This window comes from Pseudomonas sp. JAI120 (assembly GCF_014207255.1).
Classification (GTDB): Bacteria; Pseudomonadota; Gammaproteobacteria; order Pseudomonadales; family Pseudomonadaceae; genus Aquipseudomonas.
Window position 1 is genome coordinate 1,431,575 of the sequence record NZ_JACHCZ010000001.1, and the last position, 22,505, is coordinate 1,454,079.

Below are 22,505 nucleotides of genomic sequence, written 5' to 3' on the forward strand. Positions count from 1 at the left end.
AGAAGGCCTGCCGTGCCCTGTTGATTACTTCTTCTTTTTCGGGGCGATGACCATGATCAGCTGGCGTCCTTCCATCTTAGGATGCTGTTCGACCGAACCGTACTCGAGCAGGTCAGCTTCAACCCGCTTGAGGAGTTCCATCCCCAGCTCCTGGTGGGCCATCTCACGGCCGCGGAATCGCAAGGATACCTTGGCCCTGTCCCCATCACTCAGGAAACGTACCAGGTTGCGCAGTTTTACCTGGTAATCCCCTTCCTCCGTCCCTGGACGAAACTTGATTTCTTTTACTTGAATCTGCTTCTGGTTCTTCTTCGCCGCGGCAACCTGCTTCTTCTTTTCGAAGATCGACTTGCCGTAGTCCATCACCCGGCAAACGGGTGGGATTGCATCGGCGGAAATTTCCACCAGGTCCAACTTGGACTCTTCTGCAATACGAAGCGCTTCATCAATCGAGACGATGCCAATCTGCTCGCCGTCAGCGCCAATTAACCGAACCTCGCGTGCCGAGATATTCTCGTTGATCGGGGCTTTCGGTGCAGCTCGTTTATCTTGTCTCATTTCACGCTTAATAATAATTACTCCGAATCTGGGCGACCACGCCGGGAAACCGCTTGCGCGAGGAACTCAGCGAACTGGGCGACGGGCATCGAGCCCAGGTCAGCACCTTCACGAGTACGCACAGCGACAGTCTGCATCTCGACTTCCCGATCTCCGATAACCAAAAGATAGGGAACCTTGAGCAAAGTATGCTCGCGGATTTTAAAGCCGATCTTTTCATTTCTCAAGTCGGACTTGGCACGAAATCCGCTTTCGTTGAGAGTTTTTTCAACTTCAGCAGCAAAATCTGCCTGTTTATCAGTGATATTCATGATCACTGCCTGAGTCGGAGCCAGCCACGCAGGGAACGCACCCTCGTAGTGCTCGATCAGGATCCCGACGAACCGTTCGAACGAACCGAGGATCGCCCGGTGCAGCATAACCGGGTGTTTACGGCTGTTGTCTTCGGAGACGTATTCGGCTCCCAAACGGATCGGCAGGTTAAAATCGAGCTGCAAGGTACCACATTGCCAGACACGGCCAAGGCAATCTTTCAACGAGAACTCGATCTTCGGACCGTAGAAGGCACCCTCGCCCGGCTGCAGGTCGTACGCAAGGCCCGCACTGTCTAGCGCTGCGGCCAGTGCCGCTTCAGCGCGGTCCCACAGTTCGTCGGAACCGACGCGTTTTTCCGGACGAGTGGACAGCTTCATCTCGACTTCGGTAAAGCCGAAATCGCGATAAACGTCCATGGTCAGCTTGATGAACGCGGCGGATTCGGCCTGCATCTGCTCTTCGGTACAGAAGATGTGGGCGTCGTCCTGGGTGAAGCCGCGCACACGCATGATGCCGTGCAGCGCACCCGATGGCTCGTTACGGTGGCAGGCGCCGAACTCGGCCAAACGCATCGGCAACTCGCGGTAGCTCTTCAAGCCCTGGTTGAACACCTGCACGTGGCAAGGGCAGTTCATCGGCTTGATGGCGTAGTCGCGGTTTTCCGATTGTGTAGTGAACATGTTGTCGGCGTAGTTGGCCCAGTGCCCGGACTTCTCCCACAGGCTGCGATCAACGACCTGTGGGGTCTTGATCTCCAGGTAACCGTTGTCGCGCTGAACCTTGCGCATGTACTGCTCAAGCACCTGGTACAGGGTCCAGCCGTTCGGGTGCCAGAACACCATGCCCGGCGCTTCTTCCTGGAGGTGGAACAGGTTAAGACGCTTGCCGATCTTGCGGTGATCGCGCTTTTCGGCTTCTTCAATGCGCTGGATATAGGCGGCCAGCTGCTTCTTGTCAGCCCAGGCGGTGCCGTAGATCCGTTGCAACTGCTCGTTCTTCGCATCGCCGCGCCAGTAGGCACCAGACAATTTGGTCAGCTTGAACGATTTGAGGAAGCGCGTGTTCGGCACGTGCGGACCACGGCACATGTCGACGTATTCTTCGTGGTAGTACAGGCCCATTGCCTGTTCGTCCGGCATGTCTTCCACCAGACGCAGCTTGTAGTCCTCGCCACGCGCGGTGAACACGTCGATCACCTCGGCACGCGGGGTGACTTTCTTGATGACGTCGTAATCTTTTTCGATCAGTGCGTGCATGCGCTGTTCGATGGCGGCCAGATCGTCCGGAGTGAAAGGACGCTCGTAGGCGATGTCGTAGTAAAAACCTTCGTCGATGACCGGGCCGATCACCATTTTCGCAGTTGGGTACAGCTGCTTGACCGCATGGCCAATCAGGTGCGCGCAAGAGTGGCGAATGATCTCCAGCCCCTCTTGATCCTTGGGCGTGATGATTTGCAGGCTGGCATCGGAGGTGATCAGGTCGCTGGCGTCAACCAGCTTGCCATCGACCTTGCCGGCCACGGTGGCCTTGGCCAGGCCGGCACCAATGGAGGCGGCGACCTCGGCTACGGAAACCGAATGATCGAATGAACGTTGACTGCCGTCGGGAAGAGTAATAGTTGGCATGGCGCCTCCTCTCCTAGTGGTGACCCCTACCAAAGGTCACGTGGGTTGGGATGAGCCAGTACAAGATCCAACACCAGGCCGTTCAGTGATGAACGCCTGCCTTACAGCGGCAGGAGCCTTTCGGCCAACCGATAATCGAACCACAGTGACTGGAGTGAGCTAAAAAGAAACATGGCAAGGCGGCAAATGGCGCACCCGGAATTAGCCAAGCGGAAGATGCTAGCACAGATGAACGGTCATCGCGCCGGGCACACCTGATGTTAAAGACAAATTCCAGCCTTTATAGCTGCAAAAGTGAACTTGGGCTGTACGCCATGCCTCAAACCCACTGAGAATCGCCGTTCGTCCTCGACCCAAAGGAGCATCCCATGATGCGTTTCACCTCTACCCTCGCTCTCGCCGCTACCCTGAGCCTCCTTTCCCTCGGCGCGCAGGCCGCCGCCCCGTCCAATTGGCCAGCGGGCGCCCGCGACAGCTTCGTCAGCGACTGCAGCGCAGCTGCCAGCCAGAACGTTGATGCCAAAACTGCCAAGGCCCATTGCGAATGTGGCGCTGACAAGATCAACGCCGAATTGAGCACAGCAGAAATCAAGGAACTCATGACCAATCAGAACGCCAGCCCGGAGCTTAAAAACAAAGCGGTCGCGGCTATTTCGTCCTGCAAAGTCGTGAAGAAAAAGTAAGATCGGGCCCTGATCAGACGTCCGTTTTGCCGGAAAAACAGCCCGAAAACTGCCATTTCTCACAAATTACGCAGCTTTTACGGCTTTTTTTACCAGCTTATATTTCGTGCTGAAGCCCCGTAAATCGGGGCTTTCAGCCGACACAAGCACCAAACGCAACGCTATTGATTAGCAAACAATGCCTTGGGGGGGCTCCCAAGCCGAACATTTCGACTATGATAGCCCGGTGTGCCCAGTTGGCCTGAGCAGCACAGCACTACTGAAAATATATGTTTCTTGGAGATACACCATGTCTAATCGCCAAACCGGCACCGTTAAATGGTTCAACGATGAAAAAGGCTTCGGCTTCATCACTCCTCAAGGTGGCGGTGACGACCTGTTCGTACACTTCAAAGCTATCGAAAGCGACGGTTTCAAAAGCCTGAAAGAAGGCCAAACCGTCTCCTTCGTGGCTGAGAAAGGCCAAAAGGGTATGCAAGCTGCACAGGTTCGCGGCGAGTAATTCTCCGCTGAGCTAAAAAAACCCCGTCCATGTGACGGGGTTTTTTATGGGCGTTGCAAAAGCCTGGAAACGATCAGCCGCAATTAACGCGCGTGACCACCAGATTGTCATCGGTATTCAGGTTCAAGCGGTCGGAGCGGTATTCCAGCGTGATCATATCGTTGGGCTTGAGAATCCGTGCGTTCTGCGCGCCAGCGCGGGTACGGGCCTGCTCCAGCAACTGCGGCGAGGCTTTCTGGCCAATGCTGAATTCGGCGGCCTTCGACTCACAGCGGCTATGACCGGCATCGGTCACGGCGGCGTCTTTGGCTGGCTCAGAGGCACCCGGGGTGCTGCAACCCGCCAACGCGAGTGCTGCCAACAAAGTACCGAATGATGCGAGCTTCCAAGGCATGAAGCCTCCTATTGAAAAATGAACAGAGATCTTGCGACAGCGGTCTGGATGATAGGTTTCAAAACGTAAACCGCCGATAGGCAAGTCTGCCCGACTATCAGCAAGCATTCGCCCGATCAATCGTGACCAAATATGAACGTAATCAGTAGATGTCGATGTAATCAAATGGCGGCTTCGGCCAGTTCTGCTTCAGCGCATTAAAAATCTGTGTGACCCAGACCTCGTCGCTGGCTGCGACGTTGCCGACATAACCGGAGCCCTTGGCCCAGGTCTCCAGGCGAAACAGCAGGCCGTCGATATCAGTGCCTCCCACCACCCCCGAAGATATGTAGGCAATCCCAGCCTTGGTCACACGCAACTGGGTATGTTCGTCATCACTGGCACTGGCGATCAGTTGGCGCACGGCGGCCAGGGTCAGGTTCTCGGGGTTACTCAAATCGATCTGCACGCGGGGTCCCCCGGCAATTAAACAGGGGGACAGTGTCGCACAGCGCCTGCTTCATGCCTAAGTAGCAGTGCCAAACCCCGCGCAAAATGATTAACTGCGCCCGTTAGAGCCGCGTTCCAGCGCACTGCCCAGTATTTCAACCCGTGAGACTTCCATGACCACCGTAACGCTCCAAGCCGACATCAAAGCCAAGTGGCCCCAAGGGCAAAGTTCCTACAGCCCAGGAAGCCCGGAGGAACTGGCAATCATCGGTATCGACCTGCTGGTCAAGGAACTCGGCACCCAGGCGGCGCAAGCATTCATCGGCCAGGTATTCGAAAAATACCCGGCCGACCACATGGGGGCACAAGACCCCGAGCGGGAATGAGAACCAGCTGACGAACGTCGACCGGGTTACTTCAAGCGTGCAAGGCGCTCGGTGAGCAGATCGAAGAAGCCCTGGGCGTCGCCGTTCTCAACCCAAAACACATTCTTTGTCTGCTTCAGGCCGTCGTACCAATCAACGATGGTCTGGCCGAAGGTCGGGCCTTCGCGACTGTCCACCACCATATTGGCCTGACGCCCCGTGAACAAAGACGGCTTGAGCAAGTAAGCGATAACAGTGGCGTCATGTACCGGTCCGCCCGGGATGCCGTAGTGCTCCATATCGCCCTTGACGTACTCATTCAGAATATCGCCGACAACCTTGCTCGCGTTGTTGTTGATGTCGGCGATCTTTTTCAAGCGCGCCTCACTGGTCAGCACCTTGTGGGTCACGTCCAGCGGCAGGTAAGTCAGCTTGACGCCACTCTTGAGCACAATCTCGGCTGCAATCGGATCGGCGAACAGGTTGAACTCGGCAACCGGGGTGATATTGCCGCCGTTGAAGTGCGCACCACCCATCACCACCACTTCCTTGATGCCTTGGGTGATTTCCGGGTCCTGAGTCAATGCCAGCGCCAGGTTGGTCTGCGGGCCGAGCATGGCAATGGTGATGCTGTGAGGCTTAGCCGCACGGAGGGTCTTGATCAGGTAATCAACGGCGCTGCCTTCAGCCAGGCCCTTTTTAGGCTCATGGACGGTGACGCCGGAAATACCTTCTTTGCCATGGATGTTCTCGGCATAGATCGGTGTGCGCAACAGCGGCTTGGGTGCGCCGGCGTACACCGGGATTTCCTCGCGCCCGGCCCACTCGCGGGCCAGGCGCGCGTTACGCGAGGTCTTGTCCAGGCGCACGTTGCCGGCGACGGTAGTCAGCGCACGAATGTTCAATTCGTCCGGGGAAGCCATGGCAAAGAGCAAGGCCACCACATCGTCGGCGCCTGGGTCGGTGTCGATGATCAAGTCGATTTTTTCCGCCGCTTGGGCGCTGGCAGCAGTGAGTGCGGACAAAAGCAGGACACTCCGAAACAGATTTCTCAGGGTTGGGAGACCACGTTGCATAAAACACTCCTTGTCGTTGGGACACTCTAGAAGGTTACGCCGGACACCAGCGCGATATTGCAGTAAGGCTGGCACTCGCCGGTACGCACGACAGCGCGCGCGTTACGGCTCAGTTGCTTGAATTGTTCATGGCTGAGCAGACGTCGCTCGCCGAGGGCGGCCTGTTCAGTCAACGCGTTCAGCTCAGTCAGCGCGGGAGGCTGCTTGAGCAGGATTTCTTCCGCCAGTACGTGGCTTTCCACCTGCATTTCACTGAGCACGATACGCAAGGTACTGATGAAGTCGGGAATGCCCTGGGTCAGCGCCAGGTCAATCAACTCAACCCCCGGCGGCACTGGCAGGCCGGCGTCACCGATCACCAGGATGTCGCCATGGCCCAGGGATGCGATCAACCGCGACAAGGCGATATTGAGCAGAGGGGTCTTTTTCATAAAGGTACAAAACCTTGAACGTCATGCAGCGTAGGAATGGAGGGTTGGGCACCGGCACGGGTGACTGACAATGCTGCCGCGACCTGGCCGAAACGGATGGCCTCGGCCTCACTTTTGCCACTGGCGAGTGCTGCGGCAAAACCACCGACAAAGGTATCGCCGGCAGCCGTGGTATCCACCGCCTTGACCTTGGGCGCCACCAAGTGCTCAAAGCCCTGGCCATCGGCAAACAACACACCTTGGGCACCCAGGGTAACAATGACCTTGCCAGCTCCCGCCTGGATCAACCGAGTCGCCGCGACCTTTGCACTGTCGAGGGAGTCGACTGTCACGCCGCTCAGTGCGCTGGCTTCACTTTCGTTGGGAATCAGGTAGTCGACCGAGGCGTACCAGTCAGCGGGCAACGGGCCGCTGGCCGGCGCGGGGTTGAGGATCACGGTCTTGCCCAGTTCACGACCGCGCTTGAGGGTGTAGCCCACGGTATCCATCGGCACTTCAAGCTGACAGATAATCACATCGGCGGCCTGCAACACCGCATCAGACGCCTGCAGTGAGACGGGGGTCAGCTCGCCGTTGCTGCCGGCAACAATCACAATCGCGTTCTGGCTGCTGTCGTCCACCACAATCAAGGCGACGCCACTGGAACCGTCCACGGTGCTCACCGCCTGGCAATCGATACCTTCCACCAGCAAGGCGCCACGCAGTTCAGTGCCATAGGCATCGCTACCGACACAACCGATCATTGCCACATCGGCCCCCAGTCGCGCCGATGCCACGGCCTGGTTGGCGCCCTTGCCGCCAGGCACCGTGGAAAACGTCTGGCCGATCAGGGTCTCACCGGCACGGGGCAGCCGACTCGCGCGGGTGACCAGGTCCATGTTCAAGCTGCCTATTACCACTACTTTTGCTGGCATACATCAGTACTCATCAATTCGATTCAGCGGTATTGGGCGAATACGCTGGCGACTGGCGCCGTGGACTCGCGCAATACGATGCTCGGCGTCACGATGCGTTGATCGATCAGCAGTTGGGGTGTTGCAATTCGTCGCAGTAAAAGCTCGGCCGCCGTCTCACCCAGTTGCAGGATCGACTGCCCGACCGTGGTCAGCGCCGGGTACACGTAGCGGCCCATTTGAATGTCATCGAAACCGATCACCGACAGTTCACCGGGCACGCGGATATTGCGCTCCGCCGCAGCACGCAACACGCCGAAACCGATCATGTCGTTGCTGGCAAAAATCGCGCTGGGCGGGTTTTCCGCCAGCAGTTGCACGGCAGCAGCATAACCGCCGGTGCTGGTGAAGTCGCTCTCCAGGGTGCGATTGGCCAGCACTTCCACTCCCGCTTCACGGAGCGCGCGGTGGTATCCCGCCAGGCGCATTTGCGCGACGCGAGTATGGGCCGGGCCACCGATGCAGGCGATATCCCGATGCCCCAGCTCAAGCAAGTGCCGGGTCGCCAGGTAGGCGCCGTGCTCATGGTCGATGCGCACCAAGTCGACATCTATACCGTCCAGCGCCCGGTCGACAATCACCATGGGCGTGCGCACCGCGCTCAAGCCTGCGGCGAGGCCGCTGTCATCACCGCCTACCGAGGTCACGATCAAGCCGTCGACGCGCTTCTCCAGCAACACCCGCAAATAGCTGCGCTGTTTTTCTGCGTTGTCGTCGGAGTTGCAGAGAATCACGCAGTAGCCATTACGCTCACAGTAGTCCTCGATCCCCCGGGCCAGCTCGGCAAAATAAGGGTTGAGGCTGTTGGGCACCAGCAATCCTATGGTGGCCGTGGTCTTAGCCTTGAGCGAACGCGCGACGGCGCTGGGCACGTAGTCGAGCTGCTTGATCGCCGCTTCAACCTTGATCCGTACCGGCTCGCTCACCGGGCGCGTCTTGTTCACCACATGGGACACGGTGGTGTAGGAAATACCTGCAATCGCGGCCACATCCTTGATCGTTGCCATGGTTCAGCCTCGCCGACTGGCGCGGCGGCTGCGGTAAGTATCCAGGACCACAGCGATCACGATCACGGCACCGGTGATGATGCGCTTGGTGGGCTCCGTGGCACCGATCTGCGCCAGGCCGGCGGCCAATACCGAAATAATCAGCACGCCGAAGAAGGTGCTGATCACCGAGCCACGTCCGCCCATGAGGCTGGTGCCGCCGATCACCACTGCGGCGATCACTTGCAGTTCCAGGCCCGAACCGGCATTCGGGTCTGCCGCTTCCAGGCGCGAAATCTGGAACAACGCCGCCACACCGGCCAGCAGGCCCATGAGACTGAACACCAGAATCTTGTACGGCTTGGGATTGATCCCGGCCAGGCGTACAGCTTCTTCGTTGGTGCCGATACCGATCAGGTAACGACCGAATACGGTGCGGGTCAATACCAGTTGGGCGGCAATGATCACCAGCAAAGCGATGATAAACGACGGCGAAATGCCGAAGGCGATCGGGTTGGAGAGCCAGGCAAACGAATCGCCGATGTAAGCCGTACGCGAACCGGTCATCTGGTACGCCACGCCACGGGCCATTTCCAACACACCGAGGGACACGATAAACGATGGTATGCGCCAGGCCACCGTGATCGAACCGGTGATAGTGCCGGCCAACGCGGCGCAACCCATGCCGAGCAAGGCAGCCGGTAAGACACTCCAGCCCCAACCGAGAATCGCCACGCTGACGGCCGATGCCGCCAACGCCAGCACCGAGCCCACCGACAGGTCGATACCGCCGATGATCAGGATGAAGGTCATGCCCACAGCCAGCACCATCAGGTCAGGAATCTGGTTAGCCAGAGTGCTGAACGTGTCATAGGACAGGAAGTGATCACTGAGCACCGAAAACAGCGCGATCATCGCCAGCAATGCACCGGCCAGCCCCAGGTAGGTGCCCAGGCCGTAGAAGTTGCCGCCGGTTTTACCGGGGGAAGTTGTTAGTTTCATGGGGTATCCCTAAGCACTGCGTCGTTGAGCAGCGCATCACGTTTCTGATAGCCGGCAAAGGCGGCAGCGAGCAATTCGTCCTGGGTCCAGCTGTCGCGCTCGAAGGTCTCGATCAAGCGCCCGGCGGACAGCACGCCGATGCGGTCACAGATCAGCATGAGCTCACGCAGGTCACTGGATACCACCACCAGCGCCTTGCCCTGGCGAGTCAATTCACCCAGTAAGGCATAAATGTCGAACTTGGCACCGACGTCGATGCCGCGAGTAGGCTCGTCGAACAGCATCACCGAGCAGTCGCGCTCCAGCCAGCGGCCGATCACCACTTTCTGTTGGTTACCACCGGACAGTTCGGACACCAATTGCGCCGGGCTGGAGCTGCGGATCCGCATGGCGTCGATCTGGCGCTTGGCCAATGCCGTCTCATCTCGCGTATTCACCACCCCGGCGCCGGAAATTTCCGGCATGTTGCCCAGCGCGATATTCGCACTGATCGACTGGGTCAGCAGCAGCCCTTCGCCCTTGCGATCCTCGGTAATCAGAGCAATGCCATGACTGACTGCATCCACTGGCGAGCGGATACTCACCACCTGGGCCGGCGAACCCAGGGCCACAGTGCCGCTGTCGGCCAGGTCGGCACCGAAGATAAGGCGTAGTAACTCTGTACGACCGGCGCCGATCAGGCCGGAGATGCCATAGATCTCACCGGCACGCACTTCAAACGATACATCGCGGACCTTGTCCGAGCGCGTCAGGCCCTTTACGGTCAGGGCCGGGCCGCCGATGCTGCGCGGCCCCAGGTCGATGTGTTCACCCAGCTCCCGGCCGACCATCAAGGTGACCAGTTGTTCGCTGTTGTAATTGGCCATCGGCTCGACACAGACCAGCTTGCCGTCGCGCAATACCGCAATGCGCTGGGCGACACGGGCCAACTCTTCGAGCCGATGCGAAATATAAATGATCGCCACGCCCCGAGCCTGCAGGCGGGTGATTTGCTCAAACAGCATCTCGACTTCGCGGGCCGTGAGCATCGCGGTGGGCTCATCGAGGATCAGCACATGGCAGTCACCGATCAGGTTGCGGGCGATCTCGACCATCTGCTGATGGCCGATGCCGAGGCTGCCGACCAGGGTGTCCGGATCGATGGCGTCGAGACCGACCTGGGCCATGGCCTCGATCGCGGCTTTGCGCAATTGCTTGCGGCTGATCCAGCCACAATGACTCGGCAGGTTATCCAGGAACAGGTTTTCGGCCACGGTCAGCGTCGGAAGCAGATTGAGTTCCTGCATGACCATGCGCACGCCCAACGATTCAGCCTGGGTGCGGCTGGCCGGACGGTAATCCTGCCCCTTGAATTGCATGTGCCCAGTAGTCGGCGTGACCAGCCCGCCGACAATCTTCGACAAGGTACTTTTGCCCGCGCCGTTTTCACCGGTCAACGCCAGCACTTCACCACGGTTAAGCGTGAGGGTGATGTCGGACAGAACCGGTTGGGCATAGGTCTTACCGATACCGCTGACCGAGAGGACAGCGTTCGGGGCGGAAGATGACATAGGAAAATCTCCAGGCGTCCGCCCAGGGCGGACGGACGCTGTTGGGTGCTGCCAGGATTACTTCTTGAGGACGAGTTCGACCGGGGTTTCGATCATGCCGTCCTTGGCATCGACTTTCTCACCCTTGACCAGCTTGAGGGCGTTCTGGATACCGAACACCGCTTGCTGCGCCGCCGCCTGGTCGGCGGTCGCCAGCACACGACCGTCCTGCAGCATCGGCTTGATGGCGTCGATGTTGTCATAACCCACCACCAGGACCTTACCGGCCTTGCCTGCTGCACGTACGGCGGAGACGGCGCCCAGGGCCATGTTGTCGTTACCGGCCAGCAACGCCTTGAGGTCCGGGTGTTCGCTCAGCATGGCCGAGGCCACTTTCTGGCCCTGGTCAATTTCCCAGTTGCCGGATTGGGTGGAAACGATCTTCATACCGGCAGCGTCCATCGCATCCTTGAAGCCCGCGGTGCGCTGCTGGGCGTTGGTGGTGGTCGGTACACCTTCGATGATGCCGACCTTGTCGCCGGCAGCCAGTTGCTTGGCCAGGTAGTCGCCCACCAGTTTGGCGCCTTTGCGGTTGTCGGGACCGACAAAGGGAATATCGAGGTTTTTGCTTTTCAGCACGCCCGGATCCAGGCGGTTATCGATGTTGACGATCTTGATCCCGGCTTTAGAGGCATCCTCCAGCACTTTTACCAGTGCCTTGGAATCAGCGGGCGCGATAACGATGGCATTGACCTTGGCCAGGATCATCTGCTTGACGATACCGATTTGCGCGCTGGTATCGGTTTCGTCCTTGATGCCGTTGGTGATCATGTCGAAATCGGCGGCATGGTCTTTCTGGTACGCCTTGGCACCGTCCTGCATGGTCACGAAAAATTCGTTGGCGAGGGATTTCATCACCAGGCCGACCTTGGGTTTGGCGGCAGCGTCATCAGCGAATGCAGAGGAGAAAGGTAAGGCGGCGGATGCGGCAGCAAGCACAGCGACAGCAAGAAGACGTCCAGCGAATGGCAGCTTCATGGGTTCACTCCGATCTTATGATTATTGTGGGCAACGCTTGCACCGAAGTGTGCTTCGGGCGCCCTCCCACCCGGGGGGCTGATACGAGCTGACAGGAGACTCAGTGAGAGCCCCATGAAACATCTCGCAAACGTTTGCGTTAACCAAACTATGAGAACCTTGTCGAGATTTGTCAACGCTAGAATATGGCCTTTCATGCAAGGCCTCTAGCCCCGGCTCTCGCGTCCTCCGAGAGCCGCTCTTAAACATCTGCCGCGTTCGGTCGTTCTCTGAAACGACAGGTTTTGGCGCAAGACACAGGATTCTTTCGTCATAACTTTCGGACAACCGAACGCCACACCCCAGGTTGTTCGGAAAGCCGGACATCCAGTGATCGAAAAACCATCACAAAAAAGATAAAAACCAATACATATCAACAGTTTAATTTATATACGCAAACATATTCAGCATGGTACAGATCCTGCTCCTACACAGCGCCTGGCGGCATTCAGCACTGCCCAGGTGTTCTAGATGAACCTGCTACAGCACTCATCAAAAACCAGAGAGAAAAATAATGAAATCTGCATTGAAGAACTTTGTTCCGGGGGCGTTGGCCCTTCTGCTGCTGTTCCCCGTTGCCGCCCAGGCAAAGGACGTTGAATCCAAGACCAAATTGTCCAACGTGGTCATCCTCGCCACCGGCGGTACCATTGCCGGCGCGGGCGCCAGCGCCGCCAACAGTGCGACGTACCAGGCCGCCAAAGTCGGTATCGAGCAATTGATTGCCGGTGTTCCTGAGCTTAGCCAGATCGCCAATGTGCGTGGCGAGCAAGTGATGCAAATTGCGTCCGAAAGCATCAACAACGAAAACTTGCTGCAACTGGGTCGCCGCGTCGCCGAACTGGCCGACAGCAAGGACGTGGACGGCATCGTGATCACCCACGGTACCGACACCCTGGAAGAGACCGCCTACTTCCTGAACCTGGTGGAAAAAACCGACAAGCCTATCGTGGTGGTCGGCTCCATGCGCCCAGGCACCGCCATGTCGGCTGACGGCATGCTCAACCTGTACAACGCGGTAGCCGTGGCCGGCAGCAAGGACGCACGCGGCAAAGGCGTACTGGTGACTATGAATGACGAGATCCAATCGGGTCGCGACGTCAGCAAAATGATCAATATCAAGACCGAAGCCTTCAAGAGCCCATGGGGGCCGCTGGGGATGGTCGTTGAAGGCAAGTCCTACTGGTTCCGCCTGCCGGCCAAGCGTCACACCATGGACTCGGAATTCGACATCAAGAACATCAAGAGCTTGCCCGATGTTGAAATCGCCTACGGCTACGGCAACGTGAGCGACACCGCCTACAAGGCACTGGCCCAGGCTGGCGCCAAAGCCATCATCCACGCCGGCACCGGCAATGGTTCGGTGTCGTCCAAAGTGGTCCCTGCGCTGGTGGAGTTGCGCAAGCAAGGTGTGCAGATCATCCGTTCTTCCCACGTGAATGCCGGGGGCATGGTGTTGCGTAATGCCGAACAGCCGGACGACAAGTACGACTGGGTCGCCGCTCTTGACCTGAACCCGCAGAAAGCCCGGATTCTGGCGATGGTCGCACTGACCAAGACCCAGGACAGCAAAGAACTGCAGCGGATGTTCTGGGAATATTGATTCCTGATGACATCTCTGTAGAGGCGGGTTTACCCGCCTCTACTTCATGTGTAAATCCCGCAACCAACACCTCCCCGCCTTACACCAAATCACCTAAACCGCCGTAAGACGAACTTATTAAATTTTAAGCAGTTGCGAAATTGCCTACAGTTAAATACTGTATGCACGTACAGCTTACTAAGGAACACTCCGTGGCAAAGCCCTCCTCAGCAGCATTAACCCCACCTGATGCCTACGAACGCCTGGCCATTCGTGTGCAAAAGATCATCAACTCCACCAGCGCCCAAAAAGCCAAGGCAGCCTTGATCTTCCGCTTGCCGGACGAGCCAGAAGACGAGTGGCAGCGCTTGCTGGAGGAAATCGCGGAGAACGACAACGTTACCCTCGCCTATCGGGATGACGGCGGCGTGCAGATTTTCTGGGTTGTGCCGAAGGAAGATTGATTCAATGAGTGCCCGTTTTATTGCTCTGTGCTGCCTGCTTTTTGCTGTCACTGCCCATGCACAGGCACCCCGAACCTTCAGCGAAGCCAAAAAAATCGCCTGGAAGCTCTACTCGCCACAATCCACCGAGTTCTATTGCGGCTGCAAATACACCGGCAACCGCGTTGACTTGAAAGCCTGCGGCTACATCCCACGCAAAAACGCCAACCGTGCCGCGCGCATCGAGTGGGAGCACATTGTTCCGGCCTGGCAGATCGGACATCAGCGCCAGTGCTGGCAGAACGGTGGACGCAAGAACTGCACGCGCAATGACGACGTGTTCAAGCGCGCCGAAGCGGATTTGCACAACCTGGTGCCGAGCATCGGCGAGGTCAATGGAGATCGAAGTAACTTCAGTTTTGGCTGGCTGCCGGTGCAAAGCGGGCAGTACGGTTCATGCCTGACCCAGGTGGATTTCAAGGCCAAGAAGGTCATGCCGCGCCCGTCCATTCGCGGGATGATCGCACGCACTTATTTTTACATGAGCAAGCAGTACGGCTTGCGCCTGTCAAAACAGGATCGCCAGCTTTACGAAGCTTGGAACAAGACCTATCCGGTACAAGCCTGGGAGCGCCAGCGTAACCAGACGGTGGCGTGCGTGATGGGCCGCGGCAATGAGTTTGTCGGCCCGGTTAACCTGAAAGCCTGCGGTTGAACATGGGCGGCCCTGCCGCCCAACCAGCTGTTACTGCGCGGCCTTGTGCTCGATGATCTCGGACACCGTGTCGGTTTTCTTGGCCCGTGCCATCTTCTCGTTGAGCAGTGTCTGCTTGGCTTCGGCCTCGGCCCTGGTTGCAAATGGCCCCAGCAGCACTTCGTCCTTGCCGTCGACCTTCACGATATAAAAACTGAACCCGTGTTCGAGCAACCAGGCGGTCAGGTCCGTGATTGCCTGCAACTTATGGTCTGGCGGGCCAACGCGCAGGTCCCATTCCTGGGCGGCAATCGCGCCGGTTTGTGGCTGGCTTTCGGTCACGGCAGGCTTGGCATTGGGAGCATCGACGCTTTTGCCTTCACCGCAACCGGCCAAGGCCAACACCGCAATTGCCATCGTTACTTTACGCACTGCCCTGCTCCTTCAACGGATAAAGAAGCGACTTTATCATTCACTGTCTATTCTGGCCGTCATAAACGTTGGCTTAAACAATGCGAATGATGTATCCCAGACCTGTATGATGCCGCCATGGGAATTAATGTCGCCTCTATGCGTCCTAAAAGAGGCAGTCACAGGGACGCGCTTAGCAGTAAGCTACACACATACGACACCTGCCCTGTCTGAAACATGTGTCCTTAAAAGTAATCAAGGAGAAGTCCATGCTTATACTCACCCGCAAAGTCGGTGAAAGCATAAACATCGGTGATGACATTACGATCACCATCCTGGGCGTCAGCGGCCAGCAAGTACGAATCGGCATCAACGCCCCCAAGGATGTTGCCGTGCATCGCGAGGAGATTTACCAGCGCATCCAGGCCGGCCTGACCGCTCCGGACAAAAACCAGACGCCTTGAAGCGCCCTCAGTAGCCAGCCCTTTCGTTCACTGTAACGGCTGGCGAAAACCTCCTCGGACTGCTTTTGTCTTTGTTGCGCGAACCGTTTTTTGCCGCATGCTCATCCATGAATCAAGATGAAACTATCTTCACGCCTGGAACTTATTACACCCTCTGCAACCGAATCCCCTGACTGATATCTCGCCATCAGTGTGCAATTGGGAGCACGTCGATGCTGCCAGGCAATACCCAGCCATTTTTCTCCAGATCCTGGATGATCTCCCTGCTGACAGGGCTGGTCTTTGTCGGTTTGGAATATGGCCTGAAGCTTGAAATAGAAGGCGCCGAGGCCCCTCGTTCGCGGCTGGACCTGGTATTGCTGCTGTCTGGATACCTGTTCATGTTCTGTCTCAAGCCTATCCAGATGGCCGTGCAGCGCAAGTTGTGCCAGCGAATCGTGCGCAAAACCGCACACTGACGTCCCCGTAATTCACTATCAGATCGCTGGTATTTACAGCCTCGCAGCAGGACCTATTCTTGGGTGTGTTTGCACAGTCAGTAAAAGGTGCCGGTACAGATGGACACGCTCACTAAAACCCAAATCGAATCTGAATTGGCAGCCCGCCTGCCCAGCTACACGGTCACCTGTACGCTGCACGCCGACGGCACCCTCTCGGCCGTGCTCAGCGGTCCGGAAACCGATCACTTCGCAATCACCGGAATCGTGCGCGCGCATTATCGCGGTGCCGAAGCGATTGCCCGGCTCGCCAACGAGATTCTCAGGGAGATGGTGCTGTCACGCCAAGGCATGCGCAGTGATCGAATGCAGGCGCCGCCTGATCCAGCCACCCGCGAAGCAGACCGAGGCCGTTAGCCGTCTCGGCCTTGCTGCGTCAGCCCCTCGCGCGCGCCAAGTACAACAAGCCATCGGCGCTGCGTTGCACCTGCAGCTGTTCATACCCATCGATCGAAGGATGCTCCGTCGCCATGGGCTTGAGGTGCGTCGAGGTCACGACCATCACATCCGCTCCAGCCGCCTCCCCCGCACGAATACCCACCGTCGCATCCTCAAACACCAGGCAGTCCTGCACCGACACCCCCAGGCGCTGCGCACCGAGCGCATAACAGGCAGGGTCAGGCTTACCGATAGCCACGTCTTCAGCCGTGACCAGCACCGCTGGCGGTGCAATGCCCGCCGCTTGCAGTCGACGCAACGCCAGCTCCCTGGGTGCAGAGGTGACCAGCGCCCACTGATCACCGGGCAAGCGGTTCAGAAACTCGACAGCACCGGCAATCGCAACGACGCCTTCCACGTCATTGATTTCAGCCTCGGTAATCCACTGTGCTTCAACCTCTGGGTCGACGCCGGGCAAAGCCTGGCGCGTGATGGTGTCGATTGCCCGGGCGCCATGGATGGTGGTCAGAAACGTCGCCACCTCCAACCCATGGCGTTCAGCCCAGATACTCCATACCCGCTCGGCGGCGGCAATCGAATTGAGCAAAGTCCCATCCATATCGAACAGAAAGGCGCGGTAAGGGCGGGCAAATACGGCTGAACCTCGGATGGACACTGCGGGGTTTCCTAGTGGGCTGAAACGAATAATCGGCGCAATGCAATCTACGGATCACCTGGCGGCTTGTAAACGCCACCGACGCCGGCAAGAACACGGCGGCGCCGAGAACCATGCTGGTGACAGCGTCAGCTCAATCGAGGGCGCCATTGAGGACTTCGTAGATGATGCCCGTCGCGATGGCCACCAGTATCAAGTCGGTGCCCGCCTGCTGCCACTCGTACCCATCGTAATGGGGCAAACGGCCCAACAAACGCCCGTCCAGTTTCTTGGCAATGCCCGGCGGCAGCGGCTTGCCGCGTGCCAGGTTCTTCTGGATACCAGGCGGCAAGGCAGGCCCTGGGCTCCAGTAGTCGCGATAACCGCCCAACACATTCAGCACGCTGCCACGGTCGACGTTGGGGCCATGACTGCCTGCTGCACCTTTGCCCTTGGGCTTGTCATGCCCCTGCCCGCCGTGACCATTGCCTTTATCGTTGCCTTGCCCCTTGCCATTGCCTGGATCAGCCAAAGCCGTACCGCCAGCGGCAAACAACACAAGCGTAAGCGCAACAGATACGAATTTCGAGCACTTGATCATGACGATTATCCAACACAGGAATGTAGCTGAACTGTAGTCGAGCCTACCGCATCACGTAAGAAGTCAACTCACCTGACCGCCGACCTCCACCACGTCCACCGGGGTATTCCATGCCGTCGACACCGCGATGCGCAGCCCATCGACCAGGCCCGCTCCAAGCTGGCTCGGCACGTGGATAAAACCACTGCGTACACCCGAGCCCGCGAGTTCGTGTTGCAAGCGGTAGAACACCTGGTTGCACACAAAGGTGCCCGCCGTCTGCGATACCGAAACCGCAATCCCCGCCTCGCGCACCGCCCTGGCCATGGCCTTGATCGGCAGCGTCGAGAAGTAGGCCGCAGGGCCGCCGACCACGACCGCCGTGTCGATGGGCTGCTCCCCCCGATTATCGGGGATGCGCGCATCGTTGACGTTGATCGCCACCCGCTCGATGGATATTTCGCTGCGCCCGGGGGCCAACCCAGTGGCAATGACCATTGCCGGGCGCAGCTCACTGATCAGTTGGAGCAGGCAATCACCCGCCGTGGCAAACGCACAGGGCAATCGGCGCGCAACAATCCGCACATCATCGTCGAGTTGCACGCCATCCAACTGGCGCACCGCTTCCCAAGAAGGATTCACCAGGTCTTGATCAAAGGGCTCGAACCCCGTCAGCAATACAGTTCGCATCTTGGCCTCACATCAACACATAAAGCAGGACAATATTGACCACCAGCATCATCAACGCGGTCGGCAGTTGCGCCTTGATCACCGCGTTCTTGTCCGGCAACTCCAGCAACGCCGCCGGCACGATATTGAAGTTGGCCGCCATCGGCGTCATCAGCGTACCGCAGTAGCCAGAGAACATACCGATGGCGGCCATCACCGCCGGGTTACCGCCATAGATACCCACCAGCACCGGCACGCCGACGCCCCCGGTCATCACCGGGAATGCCGCGAAGCCATTGCCCATGATCACCGTAAACAGCGCCATGCCCAACACGTACACCATGACCGCCACCAACTTGAAATCCAGGTTGATGTAGGTGGTGGTGACATGGGCGACAGCCGTGCCGACACCTGCTTCATTGAAGAGCAGGCCAAGCATCGCCAGCATCTGCGGCAGCACCATGGCCCAGCCCAAGGCCTCGGTGAGTCGTCGGGATTCGCGCAAGGCTTGCACCGGGGTATCACGGGTCAGCCAGCAGGCCAGCCCGAGGGCGATCAGGCAGCCGATACCGAGGGAGACGAAGGTGGTGTTTTTCGGATCCAGCAGCGGTACCCCGCCAATCTCGGTGTGCTTGAGCAAGACCGAACCAATCACCGTGGTCAGGGGGATCGCCAGCGCCGGGATAAACAGTTTATGCCCGAGGCGACCGGCACTGGCGCGCGAAGCCTTGTCATGCAACTCAGCATGGGTGCCACGGCCGACGCCGCCCAGACCGGCAATCAGTGCCATCACCACCACCCCCGCACCGACAACCACCGAGGGCAGGCGCTCCCCCACCAGGAACGGGATGGCGAACAGCAGCCAGAACAGTGCGCTGGACCAGCGCTTGGGATGGGTCCGATCCAACAGAATCATGCCGGCGGTGATCAGCAGCAGGACCCCGGCGAGCCAGTACAGGTATTGGATGGAGATGATCATTGCGCGGCCTCCACTGGGGTCACGGCGGTCGTCATCTCGCGGGTAAGTCTTCGGTCAAACCGATGAAGTCGGATCGCGTGAATGATAAAGGCGCAGATCGCCGTAGGAATGCCCCACACCGCAATGTGCAGCGGCTCTACGTCGATCCCCGAACCCAGCAGGAAGGTATGCATCAACGCAATCGCACCAAAGGCGACGAAGATGTCCTCACCAAAAAACAGGCCGACGTTATCGGTGGCAGCGCACATGGCCAACACCTTGTGACGCAGTTTGTCAGGCAGTTTGCCGTAGCGCTTTTCCGCCGCGCCTTCGGCCATCGGTGCCAGCAGCGGGCGCACCATCTGCGGGTGCCCGCCGAGGCTGGTCAAGCCCATGGCTGCGGTGGATTCGCGCACAAACAGATAGATGATCAGCAGGCGTCCGACCGTGGCGCGCTCAAACCGCGCAATCCAGTTCTGCGCGTGCACGCGCAAGCCGTGGCGCTCCAGCAAACCGATGACTGCGAGAGGCAACAACAGGATCAATTGCAGGGCGCGAGTCTGTAGGAAACCATCACCCATAGTGGCGAGGATTTTCTCCAGGGGGAAGTGGGCAGCGAGCCCGGTGGCGATAGCCGCGGCGGTGACCACCAACAGCGGATTGAAACGCAAAACAAAGCCAACCACGATCACAAGTACGCCGATCAACGGCCATAAGTTCACAACAGTTTGCATGGCGGAGAGGTCCTTAAGTGCGCGCTGCGGCGCCATTACAGCAGGATGTGAACAAAGGGTTCACAGCAGGAAGTGGCGTGCAGTCGGCTCGGTTTTTTATTGTTGACCCGTCAGGGCGAGCGTCAGTGGCGGCAACTGTGCTGCCTGGGAGCGGGAGGTGTCCAACAAGAAAAATTGTTGCTGCAAACCAATAAATTTTGTGGGCAATCGAGGGGCGCACGAGTAACAAGATGTGGACAGACCACGAAGGATTCGCTCATCTTAACGCCGCCCGTTTATCGGGCGCAGCGCATCTGGCAGTTGATCGGCCTTCTTCGTCAAACCGTTCACTGAAAAAGGGCAGCACCGGTGAGCTCACCCACTCCAAATTCCGCCGCGCAAAACCGCCTCAGTCTACAAACCCGCCTGATTGCCCTGGTGGTCGCCGTGACCTTCTTCATGGAGAACCTCGACGCCACGGTCATCGCCACCGCGCTACCGACCATGGCGACCGCCTTCGGGGTGACGCCGGTCGACATGAACATCGGCATCACCGCCTATATCCTCGCCGTGGCGATCTTCATACCGCTGTCCAGCTGGGCCGCCGACCGCTTTGGTGCGCGCCGGGTATTCGCTGGCGCAATCATCCTGTTCACCCTCGCCTCGTTGCTCTGCGGGCTGAGCCACAGTATTGAGATGTTCGTGTTCGCCCGAGTCCTGCAAGGCATCGGCGGCGCATTGATGGTGCCCGTGGGGCGCTTAGCGGTGTTGCGCAATACGGATAAGAAAGACTTGGTGAAAATGATCGCGATCATTACCTGGCCCGGCCTGGTCGCGCCGATTCTGGGACCGCTGGTCGGCGGCTTGATCGTGACTCATGCATCATGGCCATGGATCTTCTACGTGAATCTGCCGCTGGGTGCGTTGGCACTGGCCGCCGCACTGTGGCTGGTACCGGAAGGCCGCGAAGCCAGGGTTCGCCAGTTCGATGCCAAGGGCTTTTTGCTGCTGGCAGGCGCCTGCGTGGCCCTGCTGGGCGGGCTGGAATGGCTGGGTAACCCGAACGGTGCGCGGCTTATTCCAGGCGCCGTGCTGGTCGCGGCAGGCATCGCGCTGGCAGTGTGGGCTCTACGCCATTGCCGCCATTCGAGCGCCCCCTTATTGCCGCTCGAGACCCTGTCCATCGATACATTTCGTGTGAGTATCTACGGCGGCTCGCTGTTTCGCCTGGCCATCAGCGCCCTGCCGTTCCTGCTGCCGCTGCTGTTTCAAGTCGCCTTTGGCTTGCCCCCGGTGGACGCAGGCTTGCTGGTGCTGGCGGTATTCGCTGGCAATCTGGCGATGAAACCGTTCACCACGGCCATCATGCGCCGCTATGGGTTTCGCCAGGTCTTGCTGGTGAACGGGGTGATCGGCGTGGTGTCGATAGCCGCTTGCACGCTTTTCACGGCGCAGACCCCATTTGTACTGATCGCGGCCGTGTTGTTTGTGGGAGGTCTGTCACGCTCGATGCAGTTCACCTGCTACAACTCGATCGGCTTCGCGGATGTGCCCAAGCCGCGCATGAGTGAGGCGTCGGCGCTGTTCAGCATGTCATTCCAGCTGGCCATGGGGATGGGCGTAACGGTGGCGGCGCTGCTGCTACGGGCATCCATGAGTGTGCAAGGGCATGAGATGCACGCGCAGGTCGGGGATTTTCGCGTGGCGTTCGTCGGAGTGGCGCTGCTGGGAGTGTGGGCGCTGGTGGATGTATATCGCTTGCCGGTGGGAGCGGGAGAAAGTGTGTTGAATCGACAGTGAAGGCTGAGGTTCAACACACTTTTGCAACTATCAGGCGGTGGTACTGACCATCGAACCCGACGTGCTGTTGCCCTCATCAATGACCGCCTGCAACAGCGCGGAAGTCACTGTCTGCAACGCCGCCGCAGTGCCAGCGATCTGCATCTGCGCCGCCGCCACTGCCGCCGCTTTGGCTTCTGCACTCTGATTGCTGGACTGAGCTTTCTGCAAGGCTTGCTGCTGCGCTTGAAGCTGCTTTTGCAACTGCTCGATCTGCTTCTTCAACTCTTTGACGGTATCGGACTCCTTCGAGAGCGAGGAGGCTTGACCACCACCACCTACACCTGCCGCACCATTGGAATCAGCGTGCATGTTGACGGTCATGCCGCCTGCGCTGCTTGTGCTTTCCTTGGTTTCGGTAGCCGTCGAGCTGACAGTGCTTGGAGTGCTTGGAGTGCTTGCTACGGAGGCGGTAGTGCTGATGTTGATAAGCATGCCAGATGTCCGAGAGTAAGAGGTTTGCGAGCACTATCGGCCTGGGTGTCGATTACTTTAGGTGGGGGTGGGAAGATTTTCGGGTAGTAATAAATCGCACGAACAAAAAAGGGCTCACCTTTCGGTGAGCCCTTCTAGACCGCCCAGCAGAGCGGATTTTGTTTGGTAGGCGCGATTGGACTCGAACCAACGACCCCCACCATGTCAAGGTGGTGCTCTAACCAACTGAGCTACGTGCCTGCTGTGAGGCGGCATTCTACGG

Annotated in this window: 28 protein-coding genes and 1 tRNA gene; 10 read left to right on the forward strand and 19 right to left on the reverse strand. The window is 58.6% G+C overall.

Going from position 1 to position 22,505, the window contains the following annotated elements:
* Positions 1 to 24: 24 nt before the first annotated feature.
* Complete coding sequence (infC, locus tag HDC32_RS06565) at positions 25 to 576, reverse strand: translation initiation factor IF-3 (protein ID WP_015884933.1); 552 nt, start codon at positions 574 to 576, stop codon at positions 25 to 27.
* Positions 576 to 2,498, reverse strand: a complete 1,923-nt coding sequence (gene thrS / locus HDC32_RS06570) for a threonine--tRNA ligase (protein ID WP_048719014.1) — start codon at positions 2,496 to 2,498, stop codon at positions 576 to 578. Before thrS ends, infC begins: the two co-directional genes overlap by 1 nt.
* Positions 2,499 to 2,866: 368 nt before the next feature.
* Between thrS and HDC32_RS06575 the strand changes: the two genes are divergently transcribed.
* Together HDC32_RS06575 and HDC32_RS06580 are read left to right on the forward strand one after the other, a co-directional pair.
* Positions 2,867 to 3,181 (forward strand): hypothetical protein, encoded by a 315-nt coding sequence (locus HDC32_RS06575; RefSeq protein ID WP_131700544.1) that lies wholly within the window; start codon positions 2,867 to 2,869, stop codon positions 3,179 to 3,181.
* 289 nt (positions 3,182 to 3,470) lie between these two features.
* Complete coding sequence (locus HDC32_RS06580; protein ID WP_003234260.1) at positions 3,471 to 3,683, forward strand: cold-shock protein; 213 nt, start codon at positions 3,471 to 3,473, stop codon at positions 3,681 to 3,683.
* Between the two features lie 73 nt (positions 3,684 to 3,756).
* On the opposite strand, the gene HDC32_RS06585 is transcribed toward HDC32_RS06580, so the two are convergent.
* The gene (locus tag HDC32_RS06585) at positions 3,757 to 4,077 is read right to left on the reverse strand and encodes an I78 family peptidase inhibitor (protein ID WP_131700543.1); all 321 of its coding nucleotides are present in this window, start codon (positions 4,075 to 4,077) and stop codon (positions 3,757 to 3,759) included.
* Between the two features lie 142 nt (positions 4,078 to 4,219).
* On the reverse strand, positions 4,220 to 4,525 hold the full coding sequence (locus tag HDC32_RS06590) for a hypothetical protein (RefSeq protein WP_131700542.1): 306 nt from the start codon (positions 4,523 to 4,525) through the stop codon (positions 4,220 to 4,222).
* A 154-nt stretch (positions 4,526 to 4,679) separates the two neighbouring features.
* On the opposite strand from HDC32_RS06590, the gene HDC32_RS06595 reads away from it, so the two are divergent.
* Positions 4,680 to 4,892: a hypothetical protein gene (locus HDC32_RS06595; RefSeq protein WP_053128891.1), complete on the forward strand. Its 213-nt coding sequence runs from the start codon at positions 4,680 to 4,682 to the stop codon at positions 4,890 to 4,892.
* A gap of 26 nt (positions 4,893 to 4,918) precedes the next feature.
* Here HDC32_RS06595 and HDC32_RS06600 read toward each other — a convergent pair whose 3' ends face one another.
* Genes HDC32_RS06600 through HDC32_RS06630 form a run of 7 tightly spaced genes read right to left on the reverse strand, consistent with a single transcriptional unit; the run spans position 4,919 to position 11,886 of the window.
* On the reverse strand, positions 4,919 to 5,947 hold the full coding sequence (locus HDC32_RS06600; protein WP_131700541.1) for a nucleoside hydrolase: 1,029 nt from the start codon (positions 5,945 to 5,947) through the stop codon (positions 4,919 to 4,921).
* A gap of 26 nt (positions 5,948 to 5,973) precedes the next feature.
* Complete coding sequence (rbsD, locus tag HDC32_RS06605) at positions 5,974 to 6,378, reverse strand: D-ribose pyranase (RefSeq protein ID WP_131700540.1); 405 nt, start codon at positions 6,376 to 6,378, stop codon at positions 5,974 to 5,976.
* On the reverse strand, positions 6,375 to 7,292 hold the full coding sequence (rbsK, locus tag HDC32_RS06610) for a ribokinase (protein ID WP_184743068.1): 918 nt from the start codon (positions 7,290 to 7,292) through the stop codon (positions 6,375 to 6,377). Before rbsK ends, rbsD begins: the two co-directional genes overlap by 4 nt.
* Before the next feature lie 23 nt (positions 7,293 to 7,315).
* Positions 7,316 to 8,338 (reverse strand): LacI family DNA-binding transcriptional regulator, encoded by a 1,023-nt coding sequence (locus HDC32_RS06615; protein WP_184743070.1) that lies wholly within the window; start codon positions 8,336 to 8,338, stop codon positions 7,316 to 7,318.
* 3 nt (positions 8,339 to 8,341) lie between these two features.
* Entirely contained in the window at positions 8,342 to 9,319 is a 978-nt protein-coding gene (locus HDC32_RS06620; protein ID WP_131700537.1) for an ABC transporter permease, read from the reverse strand.
* Positions 9,316 to 10,869, reverse strand: coding sequence for a sugar ABC transporter ATP-binding protein (locus HDC32_RS06625; protein WP_131700536.1), 1,554 nt, complete (start codon positions 10,867 to 10,869; stop codon positions 9,316 to 9,318). Before HDC32_RS06625 ends, HDC32_RS06620 begins: the two co-directional genes overlap by 4 nt.
* Positions 10,870 to 10,926: 57 nt before the next feature.
* Entirely contained in the window at positions 10,927 to 11,886 is a 960-nt protein-coding gene (locus HDC32_RS06630; RefSeq protein ID WP_131700535.1) for a sugar ABC transporter substrate-binding protein, read from the reverse strand.
* 553 nt (positions 11,887 to 12,439) lie between these two features.
* On the opposite strand from HDC32_RS06630, the gene HDC32_RS06635 reads away from it, so the two are divergent.
* The 3 genes from HDC32_RS06635 (at position 12,440) to HDC32_RS06645 (ending at position 14,665) form a co-directional block, all read left to right on the forward strand.
* Entirely contained in the window at positions 12,440 to 13,528 is a 1,089-nt protein-coding gene (locus HDC32_RS06635; protein WP_131700534.1) for an asparaginase, read from the forward strand.
* A 191-nt stretch (positions 13,529 to 13,719) separates the two neighbouring features.
* Positions 13,720 to 13,971 carry a DUF1654 domain-containing protein gene (locus tag HDC32_RS06640; RefSeq protein ID WP_178116737.1) on the forward strand — a complete coding sequence of 84 codons (252 nt, stop codon included), beginning with the start codon at positions 13,720 to 13,722 and terminating at the stop codon, positions 13,969 to 13,971.
* 4 nt (positions 13,972 to 13,975) lie between these two features.
* The gene (locus tag HDC32_RS06645) at positions 13,976 to 14,665 is read left to right on the forward strand and encodes an endonuclease (RefSeq protein ID WP_131700532.1); all 690 of its coding nucleotides are present in this window, start codon (positions 13,976 to 13,978) and stop codon (positions 14,663 to 14,665) included.
* Between the two features lie 30 nt (positions 14,666 to 14,695).
* On the opposite strand, the gene HDC32_RS06650 is transcribed toward HDC32_RS06645, so the two are convergent.
* Positions 14,696 to 15,061, reverse strand: coding sequence for an SPOR domain-containing protein (locus HDC32_RS06650; RefSeq protein ID WP_167656391.1), 366 nt, complete (start codon positions 15,059 to 15,061; stop codon positions 14,696 to 14,698).
* A gap of 263 nt (positions 15,062 to 15,324) precedes the next feature.
* Between HDC32_RS06650 and csrA the strand changes: the two genes are divergently transcribed.
* The 3 genes from csrA to HDC32_RS06665 all read left to right on the forward strand — a co-directional run bounded on the left by csrA (position 15,325) and on the right by HDC32_RS06665 (position 16,373).
* Positions 15,325 to 15,519 (forward strand): carbon storage regulator CsrA, encoded by a 195-nt coding sequence (csrA, locus tag HDC32_RS06655; RefSeq protein WP_003192511.1) that lies wholly within the window; start codon positions 15,325 to 15,327, stop codon positions 15,517 to 15,519.
* Positions 15,520 to 15,731: 212 nt separating this feature from the next.
* Complete coding sequence (locus HDC32_RS06660; protein ID WP_184743072.1) at positions 15,732 to 15,977, forward strand: hypothetical protein; 246 nt, start codon at positions 15,732 to 15,734, stop codon at positions 15,975 to 15,977.
* Positions 15,978 to 16,076: 99 nt separating this feature from the next.
* The gene (locus tag HDC32_RS06665) at positions 16,077 to 16,373 is read left to right on the forward strand and encodes a hypothetical protein (RefSeq protein WP_131700529.1); all 297 of its coding nucleotides are present in this window, start codon (positions 16,077 to 16,079) and stop codon (positions 16,371 to 16,373) included.
* Positions 16,374 to 16,392: 19 nt separating this feature from the next.
* Here HDC32_RS06665 and HDC32_RS06670 read toward each other — a convergent pair whose 3' ends face one another.
* The 5 genes from HDC32_RS06670 to HDC32_RS06690 all read right to left on the reverse strand — a co-directional run bounded on the left by HDC32_RS06670 (position 16,393) and on the right by HDC32_RS06690 (position 19,990).
* A complete protein-coding gene (locus HDC32_RS06670; RefSeq protein ID WP_131700528.1) occupies positions 16,393 to 17,070 on the reverse strand; it encodes an HAD-IA family hydrolase in 678 nt (225 codons plus the stop codon).
* 133 nt (positions 17,071 to 17,203) lie between these two features.
* Positions 17,204 to 17,650, reverse strand: a complete 447-nt coding sequence (locus HDC32_RS06675; protein WP_131700527.1) for an anti-virulence regulator CigR family protein — start codon at positions 17,648 to 17,650, stop codon at positions 17,204 to 17,206.
* Positions 17,651 to 17,713: 63 nt separating this feature from the next.
* Positions 17,714 to 18,319, reverse strand: a complete 606-nt coding sequence (gene pcp / locus HDC32_RS06680; protein WP_131700526.1) for a pyroglutamyl-peptidase I — start codon at positions 18,317 to 18,319, stop codon at positions 17,714 to 17,716.
* A 7-nt stretch (positions 18,320 to 18,326) separates the two neighbouring features.
* Positions 18,327 to 19,277, reverse strand: a complete 951-nt coding sequence (locus HDC32_RS06685; RefSeq protein ID WP_065927250.1) for a DUF979 domain-containing protein — start codon at positions 19,275 to 19,277, stop codon at positions 18,327 to 18,329.
* Positions 19,274 to 19,990 carry a DUF969 domain-containing protein gene (locus HDC32_RS06690; protein ID WP_131700525.1) on the reverse strand — a complete coding sequence of 239 codons (717 nt, stop codon included), beginning with the start codon at positions 19,988 to 19,990 and terminating at the stop codon, positions 19,274 to 19,276. Before HDC32_RS06690 ends, HDC32_RS06685 begins: the two co-directional genes overlap by 4 nt.
* A 348-nt stretch (positions 19,991 to 20,338) precedes the next feature.
* Between HDC32_RS06690 and HDC32_RS06695 the strand changes: the two genes are divergently transcribed.
* Positions 20,339 to 21,769: a DHA2 family efflux MFS transporter permease subunit gene (locus HDC32_RS06695; protein ID WP_184743075.1), complete on the forward strand. Its 1,431-nt coding sequence runs from the start codon at positions 20,339 to 20,341 to the stop codon at positions 21,767 to 21,769.
* 30 nt (positions 21,770 to 21,799) lie between these two features.
* On the opposite strand, the gene HDC32_RS06700 is transcribed toward HDC32_RS06695, so the two are convergent.
* Positions 21,800 to 22,243 carry a hypothetical protein gene (locus HDC32_RS06700; RefSeq protein ID WP_184743078.1) on the reverse strand — a complete coding sequence of 148 codons (444 nt, stop codon included), beginning with the start codon at positions 22,241 to 22,243 and terminating at the stop codon, positions 21,800 to 21,802.
* Between the two features lie 163 nt (positions 22,244 to 22,406).
* Positions 22,407 to 22,483: transfer RNA gene (locus HDC32_RS06705), tRNA-Val, on the reverse strand.
* Positions 22,484 to 22,505: the final 22 nt, after the last annotated feature.

What these genes read in the sequence shown, in the direction of transcription:
- thrS (WP_048719014.1), bottom strand. Translation starts at nt 2,498, where the DNA reads ATGCCAACTATTACTCTTCCCGACGGCAGTCAACGTTCATTCGATCAT.
- HDC32_RS06575 (WP_131700544.1), top strand. Translation starts at nt 2,867, where the DNA reads ATGATGCGTTTCACCTCTACCCTCGCTCTCGCCGCTACCCTGAGCCTC.
- HDC32_RS06580 (WP_003234260.1), top strand. Translation starts at nt 3,471, where the DNA reads ATGTCTAATCGCCAAACCGGCACCGTTAAATGGTTCAACGATGAAAAA.
- HDC32_RS06585 (WP_131700543.1), bottom strand. Translation starts at nt 4,077, where the DNA reads ATGCCTTGGAAGCTCGCATCATTCGGTACTTTGTTGGCAGCACTCGCG.
- HDC32_RS06595 (WP_053128891.1), top strand. Translation starts at nt 4,680, where the DNA reads ATGACCACCGTAACGCTCCAAGCCGACATCAAAGCCAAGTGGCCCCAA.
- HDC32_RS06600 (WP_131700541.1), bottom strand. Translation starts at nt 5,947, where the DNA reads ATGCAACGTGGTCTCCCAACCCTGAGAAATCTGTTTCGGAGTGTCCTG.
- rbsD (WP_131700540.1), bottom strand. Translation starts at nt 6,378, where the DNA reads ATGAAAAAGACCCCTCTGCTCAATATCGCCTTGTCGCGGTTGATCGCA.
- rbsK (WP_184743068.1), bottom strand. Translation starts at nt 7,292, where the DNA reads ATGCCAGCAAAAGTAGTGGTAATAGGCAGCTTGAACATGGACCTGGTC.
- HDC32_RS06615 (WP_184743070.1), bottom strand. Translation starts at nt 8,338, where the DNA reads ATGGCAACGATCAAGGATGTGGCCGCGATTGCAGGTATTTCCTACACC.
- HDC32_RS06620 (WP_131700537.1), bottom strand. Translation starts at nt 9,319, where the DNA reads ATGAAACTAACAACTTCCCCCGGTAAAACCGGCGGCAACTTCTACGGC.
- HDC32_RS06625 (WP_131700536.1), bottom strand. Translation starts at nt 10,869, where the DNA reads ATGTCATCTTCCGCCCCGAACGCTGTCCTCTCGGTCAGCGGTATCGGT.
- HDC32_RS06630 (WP_131700535.1), bottom strand. Translation starts at nt 11,886, where the DNA reads ATGAAGCTGCCATTCGCTGGACGTCTTCTTGCTGTCGCTGTGCTTGCT.
- HDC32_RS06635 (WP_131700534.1), top strand. Translation starts at nt 12,440, where the DNA reads ATGAAATCTGCATTGAAGAACTTTGTTCCGGGGGCGTTGGCCCTTCTG.
- HDC32_RS06645 (WP_131700532.1), top strand. Translation starts at nt 13,976, where the DNA reads ATGAGTGCCCGTTTTATTGCTCTGTGCTGCCTGCTTTTTGCTGTCACT.
- HDC32_RS06650 (WP_167656391.1), bottom strand. Translation starts at nt 15,061, where the DNA reads ATGGCAATTGCGGTGTTGGCCTTGGCCGGTTGCGGTGAAGGCAAAAGC.
- csrA (WP_003192511.1), top strand. Translation starts at nt 15,325, where the DNA reads ATGCTTATACTCACCCGCAAAGTCGGTGAAAGCATAAACATCGGTGAT.
- HDC32_RS06660 (WP_184743072.1), top strand. Translation starts at nt 15,732, where the DNA reads ATGCTGCCAGGCAATACCCAGCCATTTTTCTCCAGATCCTGGATGATC.
- HDC32_RS06665 (WP_131700529.1), top strand. Translation starts at nt 16,077, where the DNA reads ATGGACACGCTCACTAAAACCCAAATCGAATCTGAATTGGCAGCCCGC.
- HDC32_RS06675 (WP_131700527.1), bottom strand. Translation starts at nt 17,650, where the DNA reads ATGATCAAGTGCTCGAAATTCGTATCTGTTGCGCTTACGCTTGTGTTG.
- pcp (WP_131700526.1), bottom strand. Translation starts at nt 18,319, where the DNA reads ATGCGAACTGTATTGCTGACGGGGTTCGAGCCCTTTGATCAAGACCTG.
- HDC32_RS06685 (WP_065927250.1), bottom strand. Translation starts at nt 19,277, where the DNA reads ATGATCATCTCCATCCAATACCTGTACTGGCTCGCCGGGGTCCTGCTG.
- HDC32_RS06690 (WP_131700525.1), bottom strand. Translation starts at nt 19,990, where the DNA reads ATGCAAACTGTTGTGAACTTATGGCCGTTGATCGGCGTACTTGTGATC.
- HDC32_RS06700 (WP_184743078.1), bottom strand. Translation starts at nt 22,243, where the DNA reads ATGCTTATCAACATCAGCACTACCGCCTCCGTAGCAAGCACTCCAAGC.